This is a genomic window from Streptosporangium sp. NPDC049248 (assembly GCF_040678965.1).
Taxonomy (GTDB): Bacteria; Actinomycetota; Actinomycetes; order Streptosporangiales; family Streptosporangiaceae; genus Streptosporangium; species Streptosporangium fukuiense.
On record NZ_JBFAQY010000001.1, the window covers coordinates 18,379 to 31,567 of the forward strand.

Sequence of the window (13,189 nt, forward strand, 5' to 3'; positions counted from 1 at the left end):
TCCTCACGCGGTGAGCTCCTTCGCGGCGGCGCGGATCTCGTCCAGCAGGACCACGAGATCGTCCTCGGTGGTGGCCGGATGGAGGACGCAGGCGCGCAGTGCCGCCGTACCGGAAAGCCGGGTGCCGGTCAGGAAGGCGCGTCCGCGGCGTTGGACGGCGGCCGGGAGGGCCTGGTTCAGAGCCTCGACCTCGCCGGGGGCCATCGCCGCGGGCCGGTGGCGGAAGGCGGTGATCGAGGTGGCGACCGGGGCGAGCAGGTCGAAGTCGCCGGAGGCCTCCACCATGGCCGCGAGCGTGCGCGCGAGCCGGGTGGTGCGCCGGACCAGCCGGGCGATCCCGTCGCGCCCGAGGTGCGCGATCGTGGCCCACACCCGCAACGCGCGAAAGGAGCGGGTCTGCTCGGGGCCGTACTCGGAGAACCAGCCCAGCTCGTCGGCGTCGTCGTCGCGCAGGTAGGGCGGCACGAGACTGAAGGTGTCGCGCGGCCCGGCCGGGTCGCGGAAGAGGACGCAGCCACAGTCGACGGGGACACCGAGCCACTTGTGCGGGTCAAGGGCGAGGGAGTCCGCCAGCCCCAGTCCCGCATAGCCGGAGTCGGCCTCTTCGGCGAGGACGCCGAGGGCGCCGTAGGCGCCGTCGACGTGGAACCACAGGTCATGCTCGCGCGCGACCTCGGCGATGTCCGCCAGCGGGTCGACGGCACCGGTGTTCACCGTTCCCGCGCTGGCCGTGACGAAGAACGGCCGTACTCCCGCGTCCACGTCCGCGGCGATCAGACGGCGCAGCGCGTCGGTGTCCATCCGGAAGGCCCCGTCGACCGGGACGGTGCGGAGGTACCGGCTGCCCAGGCCGAGAAGTTCGGCCGCCTTGCGCAGGCAGCTGTGCGCCTCGGCCGACAGGTACATCGCCAGCGGGCGATGCCGGTAGAGGCCACTCTCGCGGACGTCCCACCCCTCGCGGCGGCCTGCCCGCTGCCGGGCCGTGGCCAGCGCGACAATGGTGGCCATGGAGGCGCCACTGGTCAGCAGCCCGGCGCCCGGAGGGTGTGGGTAACCCACCAGCTCCGCCAGCCACCGTACGGCGGTGCGCTCCAGCAGGACGCCCGCGTGATCGCCTCCGGCGCAGCTCGGGTTCAGGGCGGCGGCCAGGGGGGCGACCAGGACGCCGGCGGGCGACGGCGGGGAATTGACCCAGCCGAAGAACCGCGGGTGCCCGTTGCCCATCGGGTAGGGCAACACGTGGTCGCGTATGTCGTGGAGCAGGCTCTCCAGGGGGCGGCCCGTAGCGGGAAGGGGCCGGTGGGAGAGCCATGAACGGTCCGCGTCGGGCACCGGTCGCCACACGGGTCCGCCGGGTACCGCGGCCAGGTGGTCGGCGACCAGGTCGGCGGCCGACCGACCGGCTCGGCGGAGGTCATCCACCGTTTCCGCCGGCCTGCCGGCCCAGCTCCATGGCCAGGTAGTACACGCACACGTCATCCGCTCCGTTGGCGAAGGCGTGCCGGCGATCGCCGGGAAAGTAGGCGGAGTCCCCGGCGTTCAGGAGGTAGGGCGTGTCGTCGACGGTCAGGCGGAGACAGCCGGATTCCACGGCCACGTACTCGCGCGAGCCCGGCGGGTGCGGCGAGAACTCCCCGGCGTCGACATCCGGTTCCAGGGTGGTGCGCATCAGTTCGAACTCCACACCCGGCAGCACGGGGGAGAGGATACGCCGCTCCCAGCCGGAGGGGTCGCGCACCAGCCGCTGCCGGTCATGCGGCAGGATCACCACCTCGGCACCGGAGGGTTCGTCCAGCAGCCGGGCGATCGAGGTGCCCAGAGCGGTCGCCAAACGGTCCAGGACCAGCACCGTCGGTGTCTTCGCGCCCCGCTCCACCGCGGACACCATGCTCCGGCTCACCCCGCTCAGCTCGGCCAGCCGCTCCAGGGCCAGGCCGCGTGCCCGGCGCTCGGCGCGGAGTCTGACTCCCAGCTCGGCCATCGACAGGCCGCTGGACAGGACGGTGCCATTACTCATGTTTCCACTATAGCGACATATATCCTCTCTATAGAGGAATGGTCTCTGTCGCCCGCCAGGGGCGCAGGGGTGAGGAGAGGGCCGTGCGAACCGGGCCGGCGTCAGGTCGCCCATCGGCGCGGAGCCGTCGCCGGCCGGTCGGTCGGCGCGTGGCCCGGCTTCGCGCCAACCGGTGCCCGGGAGGCGTCGGCGGCCGTGACGGCCGTCCGCCCCGGTGCCGAGTCTCGGTGATCCGGGGAAGCGGGTCATCGGCCACTCCCGGGCCGCCGCGCTCATGATTCGGTCTTTCGAAACGAGCCATTACATGATGTTGTAATCCCTGTAAAGAGCGATGGTTTACGAACACCCAAGCCGATCTTGACGAAGATCCGTTCCGGCATATCGGGTTATTTCGTTTCATTGTTAGGCGGTGGCAGAAACCTGCCATGAGAGGCATCCCCCAGACAAAGGCAGAGCCCCATGGTCAAACGAGCCCTCGCAGCCGTCGCCCTCTCCCTCGTCACATTAATTGGATTAACACTGCCCGCCTACGCGGTGACACTGGAGCAGAAGCTCGCCGCGCTTTCCGGGTTCAGCCAGCCCACGGCGTCCAGCGCCGCCAGTTGGCGCTCCGCGTGGCAGAACCAGGCGGGCTGGGCGGACTACGCCTTCGACTGGTCGACCGACCTCTGCTCGAGCAGCCCCGACCAGCCGCTCGGCTTCGACTTCAGAATGCCGTGCCGACGTCACGACTTCGGTTACCGCAACTACAAGGCGGTGAGCCAGTTCCCGGCGAACAAGGCACGCATCGACGACTCTTTCTACTTCGATATGAAGCAGGTTTGCGCGGGATATTCCAGCATTCCCAGAAACACCTGCAACGGCCTCGCCTGGACCTACTACCAGGCGGTCAGGGAATTCGGCACCCTCAACGTCACCGAGGCGCAGATCGAACGAATCCGCCAGGCCGCCGAACAGGCCGCTCAGCCCGCCGAGATGTGACCCGCCCCCGCGGGATCAGCCCCACCCGCCGACCTTCGCCGGGCCGGTATCGCGGAGTCCGGCCGCACGGTTGACGGCGGCCGGCCCGAATTCCAACGTTCGCGCCGGCCGGGCTCGATCGAAGGAGGCACGAGAGCACCTGGACGCGGGCGGCGACCTCGGCATCGGCCAGGTCGCCGCCGGTCCGGCGCGGCACCGCGCGTACGGTCGATCACGGCGGTGATGGCGGCCGGCCTTCCCCGGTGCGCTCCCGGTAGTGGTGATCAACGCGACCGTGAACCGCGAACCGGACCTGGCGGGCGTGCCCGACCGGCCGCGCCCGCTGCCGGCCGCCTGCCTGGCCGAAGATCCCGCCGCCCGGTCCTTGACCGGGGCAGATGTCGCCCAGGCGATCGCGGCGCTCTGCTTCCCCCTCTCCGACTGCCGGGATCTTCGCCAGTGCCCTCAGGACGAACGCGCGGTGACGGCGGCCACCCAGCGGTGCGCCTCGCCGGCGGAGCGCAGATGGACGACGGTGATCTGCGAGTGCCGGGCGATACGCTCCAGGCCGGCCCGCTGCTTCCGCTCGTACTGCGACCACGCCCAGCGCATCGGATGCTCCGGATCCAGCCAGTCTCGGAAGCTCTCCCGGTTGCCGTTCCACAGCTCCCGGCGCGTCGTCGCGCGGGCGATCGAGCGCCGTATGACTCGCTGCATCACCGTACGGCGTGGCAGGTCGAGCCAGACGACGGTGTCGGCCCGCTCCCACAGCAGGTCGTCCAGCACCGAATGGTACTGATCCTCCGTCACCCAGCACCGCCCGGAGGAGAAGGCGTCCACGTCGGATTCGAACTCCGGCCGTTTGACCCAGCCTGGTCCGTGATGGAGCGCGTCCAGCTCGTAGTGGGGGAGTTCGAGCCGCAGCGCCAACGTCCTGGCCATCGTGGTCTTCCCGGAGCCGGAGATGCCCGCGATCAGCACTCTGTACACCGGATCATTAAACCCGCTTCGCGGAAGAGCGCACACCGGGGACGAAGCGAGGAGCGGCCACCACCAGGCGGGCGGGAGGGGGATCCCCGAGGGCGTCGTGGATGATGCCGAACCGGTGGCCGGCCCGCCCGGCCCGCGAACAAACGATGGGGATATTTGTTGATAAATGTTGATATATGTGTAGTATCTGGCCCTAGGCTGCGGCATGGAGGAGGCCCCGATGAACCCCACGGAGACCCTGATCGACGGTCCCTACTTCGAGGACCTGCATCACGGCCTGCGGTTCGAGGACGTGCCCGCCCTCACCCTCACCGAGGGCCTGGCCGCGGCCCACCAGGCGATCGTCGGCGGGCGGCTGCCGCTGGTCGTGGACCACACGCTGGCGGGGCGGGTGGTCGGTGAGGGCGCCGTCCTGGCCGCCCCCAACCTGGTCTGGGACGTCGCGATCGGCCAGTCCACGATCGTCACCCACGCGGTGAAGGCGAACCTCTTCTACCGCGGCGTGGTCTTCCGCCGCGCCCCCCTGATCGGCGACACCCTGCGCACGGTGACCGAGGTCGTCGGCCTGCGGCAGAACTCCCGCCGCCCCGGTCGCCCCGCCACCGGCCTGGCCGCGCTGCGGATCGGCACCCGCGACCAGCACGACCGTCCGGTCCTGGACTTCTGGCGCTGCGCCATGATCCCGCTGCGCGACCAGGAGGCCGAGACCGGGCACGCCGACGATCTGTCCGCTGTCGGCACGGCTCCCACCACGGCCGAGCTGTCGCAGGTCGCCGCGGGCTGGGACCTGGGCGCCTACCGGGCTCGGGTGCGCGGGCGGCGGCTCGGCGACCTGGCTCCGGGGCAGGTGTTCCGGGTGGCGGGGGGCGACGTCGTCTCGTCGGCGCCCGAGCTGGCCCGGCTCACGCTCAACTCGGCCCGGGTGCACCACGACGCCTCGGCGGGGGCCGCGGGCCGGCTGGTCTACGGCGGCCACACCGTCGGGATCGCCCTGCACCAGGCGGTGCGGGCACTGCCGGAGACGGTGACCGTGGCCGGCTGGCACGGCTGCGACCACCTCGGCCCGGTGGCGGAGGGCGACACGCTGACCAGCGTCATCGAGGTGGAGCGGACCGAGCGGCTGGCGGACGGCGGCCTGGTCCACCTGAGGTCCCGGGTGCACGCGCACCGGCCCGGCCTGCCGCCCGTGGACGTCCTCGACTGGCGCTTCGTGGCCGTGTTCGCCGGTGGCGGCGCGACGGGGTGACGGGGCGATGGCTGCTTCCTCATCGGGGAGGTTCGGGCGGGGGGGCGGGCTGCGGACCCGGCGGACCGGCATGGTCCCACGATAGCCATATTTCATATATTCTCTAGTGATCCTCTCTGGATTCTAGAACGTAAAATCCGGAAGGTTGCCCGCTGAACTGCGAATATCACCTTCTCAAGATTCTATTTTCCACTGCCTCGCCGGTCCGAGTGTCGCGGCCCCCGGTATCCACCTAGGATCGTCGGCGCAGATGGGACGCCGGGAGAAGCCCCGATCGAGGCGAGAGGTCGTGCGATGAGCGGCAGGATGACCGAGGCCACCGGGACGGCCCGAACCCCCGAGGCGGAGCGCCCCCAGCTCAGCGACGCCGCCGCCGCGTACATCCGCAGCATGATCATGTCGGGCCGGTGGCGCCCGGGCGACTCGGTCCGGCCGGAGGTGGTGGGCCAGGCGCTGGGCATCTCCGCGACGCCGGCCCGTGAGGCGCTGCACGTGCTCCGGGTGGAGGGCTTCCTGCAGCTGCTGCCCCGGCGCGGCTTCCAGGTCGCGCCGCTGACCGGCCAGGACGTCCGCGACCTGTTCGAGGCGCACGCGCTGATCTCGGGCGAGCTGGCGGCCCGCGCCGCCGTCCGGGTGACGCCGGAGGACCTGGCCGAGTTGGAGGCGCTGCACCACGAGCTGCTGGCCGCGGCGCACCGCAAGGACCTGGCTCTGCTGGAGGAGAAGAACCACGCCTTCCACCGGCACATCAACCTGGTGGCGGATGCCCGCAAGATCACCTGGGTGCTCGGCCTGACCGGCCGGTACATTCCCACCCGCTTCTACTCCGCGATCGAGGGCTGGCCCGAGGCCACCCTGCACGACCACACCGGGATCCTGGCCGGGCTGCGGGCCGGGGACGCGGAGGCCGCGCGCAGGGCGATGCACGATCACATCGCGAACTCCGGCGACCTGCTGGCCAGGCAGTTCGACCGGCAGGCCGCGGACGACGAGTCCTCTTCCTGACCCAGGTCCCGGGCGAGGCCGCGGCCGGGCCACGGCGGAGCCGCCGATCCGGCTCGTCGTCGAGGGCGACCGTCCCGTGCCGCCGGTCCGCCACGGAGGCCTACCTGGATTCGACCCGTCCGAGCGGGCCGGGTCCGGCCGTCAGCGCGTCACACGCCGCCTGCCAGGCGGAATCCCCGGGATAGAGCTCGCTGCGAAGGTAGGCCCAGGTGAGCCACTGGACCGCGGAGACCCGCTCGGGGTTCTCGTCCGTGGTCTCGGCGACGTCGTATCCGGAGATCCCGCCGAGCCCGTGCTCCGCGTCGAACAGGGTGAGCAGGGACTTGGGGCTCGGGGAGAGGAAGTACGGGTCGGTGTGCCACTCCGCGCCCCGAACCGTCAGGTGGGCGGAGGTGTCCTTGTCGCCGGCGACCACGAGCGTGGGCGTCGTCATCCCGGAGAAGTCCGTGGTCGAGAAGAAGGAGTAGTTCTCGGCCGTGAACGCGGTGAGGGCGTCGCCCCCTCTGCCGGGCGCGGCGAGCAGCACCCCCGCCTTGATCCGGGGTTCGGCCAGGTTCACCTCCGTTCCGTCGTGCGGATCGGTGAGCCGGGCGCCCAGCAGCAGGCTCGCGGTGTGCCCGCCCATCGAGTGCCCCGCCACCGCGACCCTGCTCGGGTCCAGGCGCCCGAGGAGCTGTGGGACCGCGGCCTCGATCGCGTCGAGCCGGTCGAGGATGTGCTTCATGTCCTCGGCCCGCGAGCGCCAGTACAGCGGCGCCTCGGGGTGGTCGGGATCCAGGCTCAGCGTCCTTGAGCTCAGATGGGTGGGCTGGATCACGACGAAGCCGTGCGCCGCCCAGAAGCCGGCCAGTGGGGCGTAGCCGTTCAGCGAGGAGAGGTGGTTCGAGTAGCCCTGACCGTGCGAGAGGAGGATGACCGGCAGGTCGCTCCCGGTCACGGGCGCGGAGACCCGCACCTCCAGGTCCACGGCGCGGCCGGGGGCCGGCAGCACCACCGGACTGACCGAGAGGACGGGAGTGGGCGAGCCGGCTGTGTACGTCGATTCACTCATGATGTGTGTTCCCATTCGATGGCCTCGCCGGTCTCGTTCGGCCGGTGGGCGAGGCGGACGGGAGCGTCCCGGTTCGGCTACGCTCTAAACGGATCGTCGTTCCGGAACAATACGGAACCGTGTTCCGCTTTGTCAAAGGCCATTCGGAAGGAGAGCGTGGTGTCGACTGCAGGCCGGTCAGGGGAGGTGCCGCCCCGAAGCAGGCGGGCCGACGCGCTGCGCAACCAGCAGACGCTGCTCGCCGCCGCCGCCGCGGTGTTCGTCACCTCCGGCGTCGACGCGCCGATCCGTGAGATCGCGGCCAGGGCCGGCGTCGGGATCGGGACGATCTACCGCCACTTCCCGACCCGGGCGGATCTCGTCGTCGCCGTCTACCGCCACCAGGTCGAGGCCTGCGCCGAGGCCGGCCCGACCCTGCTGGCCAACGCCGACTCTCCGTTCGCGGCACTCCGCGACTGGGTCGACCTCTTCGTCGACTTCCTGGTCACGAAGCACGGACTCGCCAACGCGCTGCAATCGGACAGCGGCGGCTTCGACGCGCTGCACGCCTACTTCCTCGACCGCCTGGTGCCCGTCTGCGCCCGGTTGCTCGACGCCGCGGTCGACGCCGGCGAGATCGGGCCCGGTACGCAGGCCTACGAACTGATGCGCGGCATCGGTAACCTCTGCGCCGGACGTGACGGCGACCCCCGCTATGACCCCCGCCGGCTGGTCGAGCTGCTCCTTCGGGGACTACGGCGACCGCGGCCGTCCTGACATCGACGGTGGGCCCGAACGCGGCGAGGGACCGCCCGGGCGGCGGAGCGAGTGCGCGAGGTCGTCAACAGGGCGAGCGCCGCCCGATGTGGCGGCAGACTCCATAGGATATTTTCTCTCCGCCCGTCACTCTCGGGTCATAAATTGCCTGCTCAGCAGGCATACAGATATAAATCTCGATCGCCTCTAGCGCTCTAAGGTAAAACTCTATATTTTATACGAACCAACCGAGGGGGAGTCGTGCTGCCACTGACCGGGATCACCGTCGTGACGCTGGAACACGCGGTCGCCGCGCCGTTCGCGACCCGCCAGCTCGCCGACCTCGGCGCCCGCGTGATCAAGATCGAGCGGCCCGGCTCCGGTGACTTCGCCCGCCGCTACGACGAGTCGGTGCACGGCCAGTCCAGCTACTTCGTCTGGCTGAACCGCTCGAAGGAGTCGGTCACCCTGGACGTGAAGTCCCCGCACGGCCGGGAGATCCTGCACGAGCTGGTGGACCGGGCCGACGTGCTCGTCCAGAACCTCGGCCCCGGTGCCGCCGACCGGCTCGGGCTGGCCGCCGCCGCCGTCCGGGGGCGGGACCCGCGCAAGATCGTGCTCGGCATCACCGGCTGGGGCGGCGACGGCCCGTGGGCCGGGCGCAAGGCGTACGACCTGCTGGTCCAGTGCGAGACCGGGCTGGTGTCGCTGACCGGGTCGGCGGACGAGCCCGCCCGGGTCGGCGTCTCGGTGGCCGACATCGCCGCCGGGATGTACGGCTTCAGCGCGGTGCTGACGGCCCTGTACCAGCGGCAGGTCACCGGGCTGGGGGCCACGCTGGAGGTGTCGCTGTTCGAGGCGCTGGCCGAGTGGATGGGGCAGCCGGCCAACTACACCGCGGGCAGCGGACGCCAGCAGCCGCGCGCGGGCGCCCGGCACGCCACCATCGCCCCGTACGGGCCGTTCACCGCCCGGGACGGGCGGACCGTGCTGCTCTCGATCCAGAACGAGGCCGAGTGGACCCGGTTCTGCGCGGTGTTCCTCAAGGACCCCGAGCTGGCGGCCGACCCGCGCTTCGCCACCAACACACTGCGGGTGGCCGATCGGGACGCGCTGGAGGCCATCGTCGACGCGCGCTTCACCGAGCTGGACGGCGCCGACGCCGCCGAGCTGCTCGACCAGGCCGGGGTCGCCAACGCCGGGGTCAACACGGTGGCCGACTTCCTGGACCACCCGGTGCTGCGCGAGCGCGGCCGGTGGCGGGACGTCGGCACACCCGGCGGCCCCGTCCGGGCGCTGCTGCCGCCGATCTCCCTGGACGGGGTCGAGCCGCGAATGGACCCGGTGCCCGAGCTGGGCCGGCACACGGCCGACGTGCTGGCCGAGCTGGGCCGCTCGCCGGAGGAGATCGCCGACCTCTCGGCCCGGTCCGTCATCTGACCCCCACCCCTACCCAGCCAGGCCGCACCAGAGTGAGGACCCGCCCATGACGCTGAACCCCGAGGAGACGGCCATGGTCGAGGCCGTCCGCGACTTCGTCGACCGCGAGGTGCGCCCGGTCGCGCGCGACCTGGAGCACGCCAACACCTACCCGGCCGACCTGATCGACCAGATGAAGCGGATGGGCGTCTACGGCCTGGCCATCCCCGAACCGTACGGGGACGTGCGGGTGTCGACGCCCTGCTACGCCCTGATCACCGAGGAGCTGGCGCGCGGCTGGATGAGCCTGGCCGGGGCGATGGGCGGGCACACCGTGGTGGCCAAGCTCATCCTCACCTACGGCACCCCGGAGCAGAAGGAGCGGTACCTGCCCCGGATGGCGACCGGCGAGCTGCGCGCCACGATGGCGCTCACCGAGCCCGGCGGCGGCTCGGACCTGCAGGGCATGCGCACCGTCGCCCGGCGCGAGGCCGACGGCGACGGGTACGTGGTCGACGGCACCAAGACCTGGATCAGCAACGCCCGGACGTCCGGGCTGATCGCGCTGCTGTGCAAGACCGACCCCGAGGCGGTGCCCCGGCACCGCGGCATCTCCGTCCTGCTGGTCGAGAAGGTGCCGGGGGTCACGGTGACCACCGACCTGCCCAAGCTCGGCTACAAGGGCGTGGAGAGCTGCGAGGTGGTCTTCGAGGGCGCCCGGGTGCCGGCGGACGCGGTGCTCGGTGGGCGGGAGGGCGCCGGGTTCGCCCAGATGATGCGCGGCCTGGAGATCGGCCGGATCCAGGTCGCGGCGCGGGCGACCGGCGTGGCCAGGGCCGCGTTCGACGACGCGCTCGCGTACGCGCGGCAGCGCGAGACGTTCGGCCGGCCGATCTGGCAGCATCAGTCCGTCGGCAACCACCTGGCCGACATGGCCGCGAAGCTGACCGCCGCCCGGCAGCTGCTGCTGCACGCCGCCGAGCGGTACGACTCGGGCGCGCGCAGCGACCTGGAGGCGGGGATGGCCAAGCTGTTCTGCTCGGAGGCGGCGATGGAGATCGCGCTCAACGCGATCCGGGTGCACGGCGGGTACGGCTACTCCACCGAGTTCGACGTCGAGCGGTACTTCCGGGACGCCCCGCTGATGATCGTGGGCGAGGGCACCAACGAGATCCAGCGCAACGTGATCGCCCGCCAGCTCGTCGAACGCGGCGGCCTCGCCTACTGAGGGCGCGTACCGGCAGGAACGGGACAGGGGCCGGGTAACGCCGCCCCTGTCCGGCGGTGCACGGCCGGTTAACGCCCCGTCCGTACGGTCGGCGGCATGGCTGAAGCATTCATCATCGACGCCGTCCGCACTCCGGTGAGCAGGCGCGGCGGGCCGCTGAGCACGATCCACCCGGCCGACCTGGGCGCGCACGCCATCCGCGCGCTGATCGAGCGGGCCGGGGTGGACCCCGGGCTGGTCGACGACGTGGTGTTCGGCAACGTGGACTCGGTCGGCCCGCAGTCCTTCGACGTCGCCCGCACCTGCTGGCTGGCGGCCGGCTTCCCGGCCCACGTGCCGGGGGTCACCATCGACCGGCAGTGCGGCTCGGCACAGCAGGCCGTGCACTTCGCCGCCCAGGCCGTGATGAGCGGCACGATGGACATGGTCGTGGCCGGCGGCGTGCAGAACATGAGCATGGTGCCGCTGATGTCGGCGGCCGACTCCGGCAAAGCGCTCGGTTTCGAGGACCCGTTCTCCACCTCGGAGGGGTGGACGAGCCGGTTCGGGAAGGGGGAGGTGAGCCAGTTCCGGGGCGCCGAGATGATGGCGACGCACTGGGACATCTCACGCGACGAAATGGAGCGGTTCGCGGTCGAGTCGCACACCCGGGCCCTGCGCGCGAACGCCGAGAGGCTGTTCGAGCCGGAGATCGCGCCGCTGGGCGGCCTGACCGCCGACAACGGCCCGCGTGAGCCCGACTGGGACAAGATCAGGTCGCTGCCGACCCTGCTGCCCGACGGCCGGATCACCGCCGCCTGCGCCAGCCAGATCAGCGACGGCTCGGCCGCCCTGCTGATCGCCGGGGAGCGCGCGGTGAAGCACCTGGGGCTGACGCCGCGGGCGCGCGTCCACCATATGACCGTGATGGGCGACGACCCGCTGATGATGCTCTCGGCGCCGATCCCGGCGACCAGGCGGGCACTGGAGCGGACCGGACTGACCCCTGACGACATCGACACCGTGGAGATCAACGAGGCCTTCGCGCCGGTGGTGCTGGCCTGGCTGAAGGAGACCGGGTTCGACCCGGCCAAGGTCAACCCGAACGGCGGGGCGATCGCGCTCGGTCACCCGCTCGGCGCGACCGGCGCGCGGCTGATGACGACGATGCTCAACCAGCTGGAGCGGACCGGCGGCCGGTACGGGCTGCAGACGATGTGCGAGGGCGGCGGCCAGGCGAACGTCACCATCATCGAGCGGCTTTGACGCGCTCCCCGGCCCGAAGGGCCGGGGATTCAGCCCGTGCCGCGTCATGCGGCACCTCTGTGGCTTCCTGCTTCATCGGCGTCGGCCACCGCGAGCGGTGGTCTTACGTCACCTCCACAGGCGTTTAACGTCTCCGCCTCCCGCCGCCTCCCGGCGGCGGGTTTCCGTCCAGCGGCGACGGTTCGACGGCCTTCGGCCAGGATGTTGCGTGCGGCGTTGACGTCACGGTCATGGACCGCGCCGCAGGGACAAGCCCATTCCCGCACGTTCAGCGGCAGGGCGGTGGCCACAGTCTCGCACTGTGAGCACCGCTTGGAGGAGGGGAACCACCGGTCGATCTTGGCGAAGGTCCGCCCGTACCGGGCGGCCTTGTACTCCAGCATCCCGACGAAGGCCGACCAGCCCGCGTCATGGACGCTCTTGGCCAGCCGGGTGCGGGCCAGGCCCTTCACCGACAGATCCTCCACGTAGACGGCTTGGTTGTCACCGATCAACTGGGTGGAGAGCTTGTGGGCGAAGTCCCGGCGCGCATCGGCCACCCGGGCGTGCGCACGGGCGACCTTGACGACGGCCTTGCTGCGGTTGTTCGACCCCTTCACCGTGCGGCCGAGGGCTTTCTGCGCCTTGCGGAGCTTCTTCGCCGCCCGGCGCAGGAATCGAGGGTTGTCGATCTTCCGGCCGTCCGACAGCACCGCGAAATGAGTGAGCCCCAGGTCGACGCCAACCTCGTCGGCGACCTCGGGCAGCGGCTCCTCAGTGGTCTCGACCGCGAACGAGGCGAAGTACCGCCCGGCCGCGTCCTTGATCACCGTCACCGACGAGGGCTCTGAGGGCAGCGAGCGCGACTAGCGCACCACCACCTCCCCGATCTTCGGCAGGCGCAACCTCCCACTCGCCGTGACCTTGAACGCGGCGTTGCGGGTGAAGCGGATCGCCTGACGGTTGTCCTTGCGCGACCGGAACCGGGGCGGGCCGACCTTCGGCCCCTGGCGCTTACCGGTGATCGAGGCGAAGAAGTTGCGGTAGGCGGTGTTCAGGTCGGCCAAAGCCTGCTGCAACACCACCGCCGACACCTCGCTCAGCCAGGCGCGCTCCGGTGTCGCCTTCGCGACGGTCAGACGCTTGGACAACTCCGCGTCGCAGACGTAGGCCAGGCCCGCCCGGTGGGCGTCTTGGCGGGCGCGCAGCCCATCGTTGAACACCACCCGCGCGCACCCGAACGCCCGCGCCAGCGCCTGGCGCTGAGCGGCGTCCGGGTAGAGCCGGTACCGGTAACGAAGCTGCACGGCACCG

11 protein-coding genes and 1 pseudogene are annotated in these 13,189 nt (G+C 71.2%); 7 read left to right on the plus strand and 5 right to left on the minus strand.

Going from position 1 to position 13,189, the window contains the following annotated elements; genetic code table 11:
* Window positions 1-3: 3 nt before the first annotated feature.
* Both AB0K21_RS00095 and AB0K21_RS00100 read right to left on the minus strand, forming a co-directional pair.
* Complete coding sequence (locus AB0K21_RS00095) at window positions 4-1,422, minus strand: pyridoxal-dependent decarboxylase (RefSeq protein ID WP_343970131.1); 1,419 nt, start codon at window positions 1,420-1,422, stop codon at window positions 4-6.
* Window positions 1,415-2,017: an XRE family transcriptional regulator gene (locus tag AB0K21_RS00100; protein WP_343970128.1), complete on the minus strand. Its 603-nt coding sequence runs from the start codon at window positions 2,015-2,017 to the stop codon at window positions 1,415-1,417. Before AB0K21_RS00100 ends, AB0K21_RS00095 begins: the two co-directional genes overlap by 8 nt.
* 459 nt (window positions 2,018-2,476) lie before the next feature.
* On the opposite strand from AB0K21_RS00100, the gene AB0K21_RS00105 reads away from it, so the two are divergent.
* Complete coding sequence (locus tag AB0K21_RS00105; protein WP_364146677.1) at window positions 2,477-2,998, plus strand: phospholipase; 522 nt, start codon at window positions 2,477-2,479, stop codon at window positions 2,996-2,998.
* Window positions 2,999-3,442: 444 nt separating this feature from the next.
* Here the strand turns inward: AB0K21_RS00105 and AB0K21_RS00110 are convergent, their stop codons facing one another.
* Complete coding sequence (locus AB0K21_RS00110; RefSeq protein ID WP_343970122.1) at window positions 3,443-3,967, minus strand: hypothetical protein; 525 nt, start codon at window positions 3,965-3,967, stop codon at window positions 3,443-3,445.
* Window positions 3,968-4,187: 220 nt separating this feature from the next.
* On the opposite strand from AB0K21_RS00110, the gene AB0K21_RS00115 reads away from it, so the two are divergent.
* Together AB0K21_RS00115 and AB0K21_RS00120 are read left to right on the plus strand one after the other, a co-directional pair.
* Window positions 4,188-5,213 (plus strand): MaoC family dehydratase, encoded by a 1,026-nt coding sequence (locus AB0K21_RS00115; protein WP_343970117.1) that lies wholly within the window; start codon window positions 4,188-4,190, stop codon window positions 5,211-5,213.
* Between the two features lie 294 nt (window positions 5,214-5,507).
* The gene (locus AB0K21_RS00120) at window positions 5,508-6,218 is read left to right on the plus strand and encodes a GntR family transcriptional regulator (RefSeq protein WP_343970114.1); all 711 of its coding nucleotides are present in this window, start codon (window positions 5,508-5,510) and stop codon (window positions 6,216-6,218) included.
* A 100-nt stretch (window positions 6,219-6,318) separates the two neighbouring features.
* Here the strand turns inward: AB0K21_RS00120 and AB0K21_RS00125 are convergent, their stop codons facing one another.
* Window positions 6,319-7,269, minus strand: a complete 951-nt coding sequence (locus tag AB0K21_RS00125) for a chlorophyllase (protein ID WP_364146682.1) — start codon at window positions 7,267-7,269, stop codon at window positions 6,319-6,321.
* A gap of 159 nt (window positions 7,270-7,428) precedes the next feature.
* Here AB0K21_RS00125 and AB0K21_RS00130 point away from each other — a divergent pair, with 159 nt between their 5' ends.
* The 4 genes from AB0K21_RS00130 to AB0K21_RS00145 all read left to right on the plus strand — a co-directional run bounded on the left by AB0K21_RS00130 (window position 7,429) and on the right by AB0K21_RS00145 (window position 11,896).
* A complete protein-coding gene (locus AB0K21_RS00130) occupies window positions 7,429-8,025 on the plus strand; it encodes a TetR/AcrR family transcriptional regulator (RefSeq protein WP_364146685.1) in 597 nt (198 codons plus the stop codon).
* Between the two features lie 240 nt (window positions 8,026-8,265).
* Window positions 8,266-9,444: a CaiB/BaiF CoA-transferase family protein gene (locus AB0K21_RS00135; RefSeq protein ID WP_364146688.1), complete on the plus strand. Its 1,179-nt coding sequence runs from the start codon at window positions 8,266-8,268 to the stop codon at window positions 9,442-9,444.
* A 46-nt stretch (window positions 9,445-9,490) separates the two neighbouring features.
* The gene (locus AB0K21_RS00140) at window positions 9,491-10,651 is read left to right on the plus strand and encodes an acyl-CoA dehydrogenase family protein (RefSeq protein ID WP_343970101.1); all 1,161 of its coding nucleotides are present in this window, start codon (window positions 9,491-9,493) and stop codon (window positions 10,649-10,651) included.
* 96 nt (window positions 10,652-10,747) lie between these two features.
* Window positions 10,748-11,896: an acetyl-CoA C-acetyltransferase gene (locus tag AB0K21_RS00145; protein ID WP_343970098.1), complete on the plus strand. Its 1,149-nt coding sequence runs from the start codon at window positions 10,748-10,750 to the stop codon at window positions 11,894-11,896.
* 44 nt (window positions 11,897-11,940) lie between these two features.
* Here AB0K21_RS00145 and AB0K21_RS00150 read toward each other — a convergent pair.
* A pseudogene (locus tag AB0K21_RS00150) lies at window positions 11,941-13,182 on the minus strand (transposase).
* Window positions 13,183-13,189 lie beyond the last annotated feature (7 nt).

Coding starts and splice junctions, on each gene's coding strand:
- AB0K21_RS00100 (WP_343970128.1), bottom strand. CDS start 2,017: ATGAGTAATGGCACCGTCCTGTCCAGCGGCCTGTCGATGGCCGAGCTG.
- AB0K21_RS00105 (WP_364146677.1), top strand. CDS start 2,477: ATGGTCAAACGAGCCCTCGCAGCCGTCGCCCTCTCCCTCGTCACATTA.
- AB0K21_RS00115 (WP_343970117.1), top strand. CDS start 4,188: ATGAACCCCACGGAGACCCTGATCGACGGTCCCTACTTCGAGGACCTG.
- AB0K21_RS00120 (WP_343970114.1), top strand. CDS start 5,508: ATGAGCGGCAGGATGACCGAGGCCACCGGGACGGCCCGAACCCCCGAG.
- AB0K21_RS00125 (WP_364146682.1), bottom strand. CDS start 7,269: ATGAGTGAATCGACGTACACAGCCGGCTCGCCCACTCCCGTCCTCTCG.
- AB0K21_RS00140 (WP_343970101.1), top strand. CDS start 9,491: ATGACGCTGAACCCCGAGGAGACGGCCATGGTCGAGGCCGTCCGCGAC.
- AB0K21_RS00145 (WP_343970098.1), top strand. CDS start 10,748: ATGGCTGAAGCATTCATCATCGACGCCGTCCGCACTCCGGTGAGCAGG.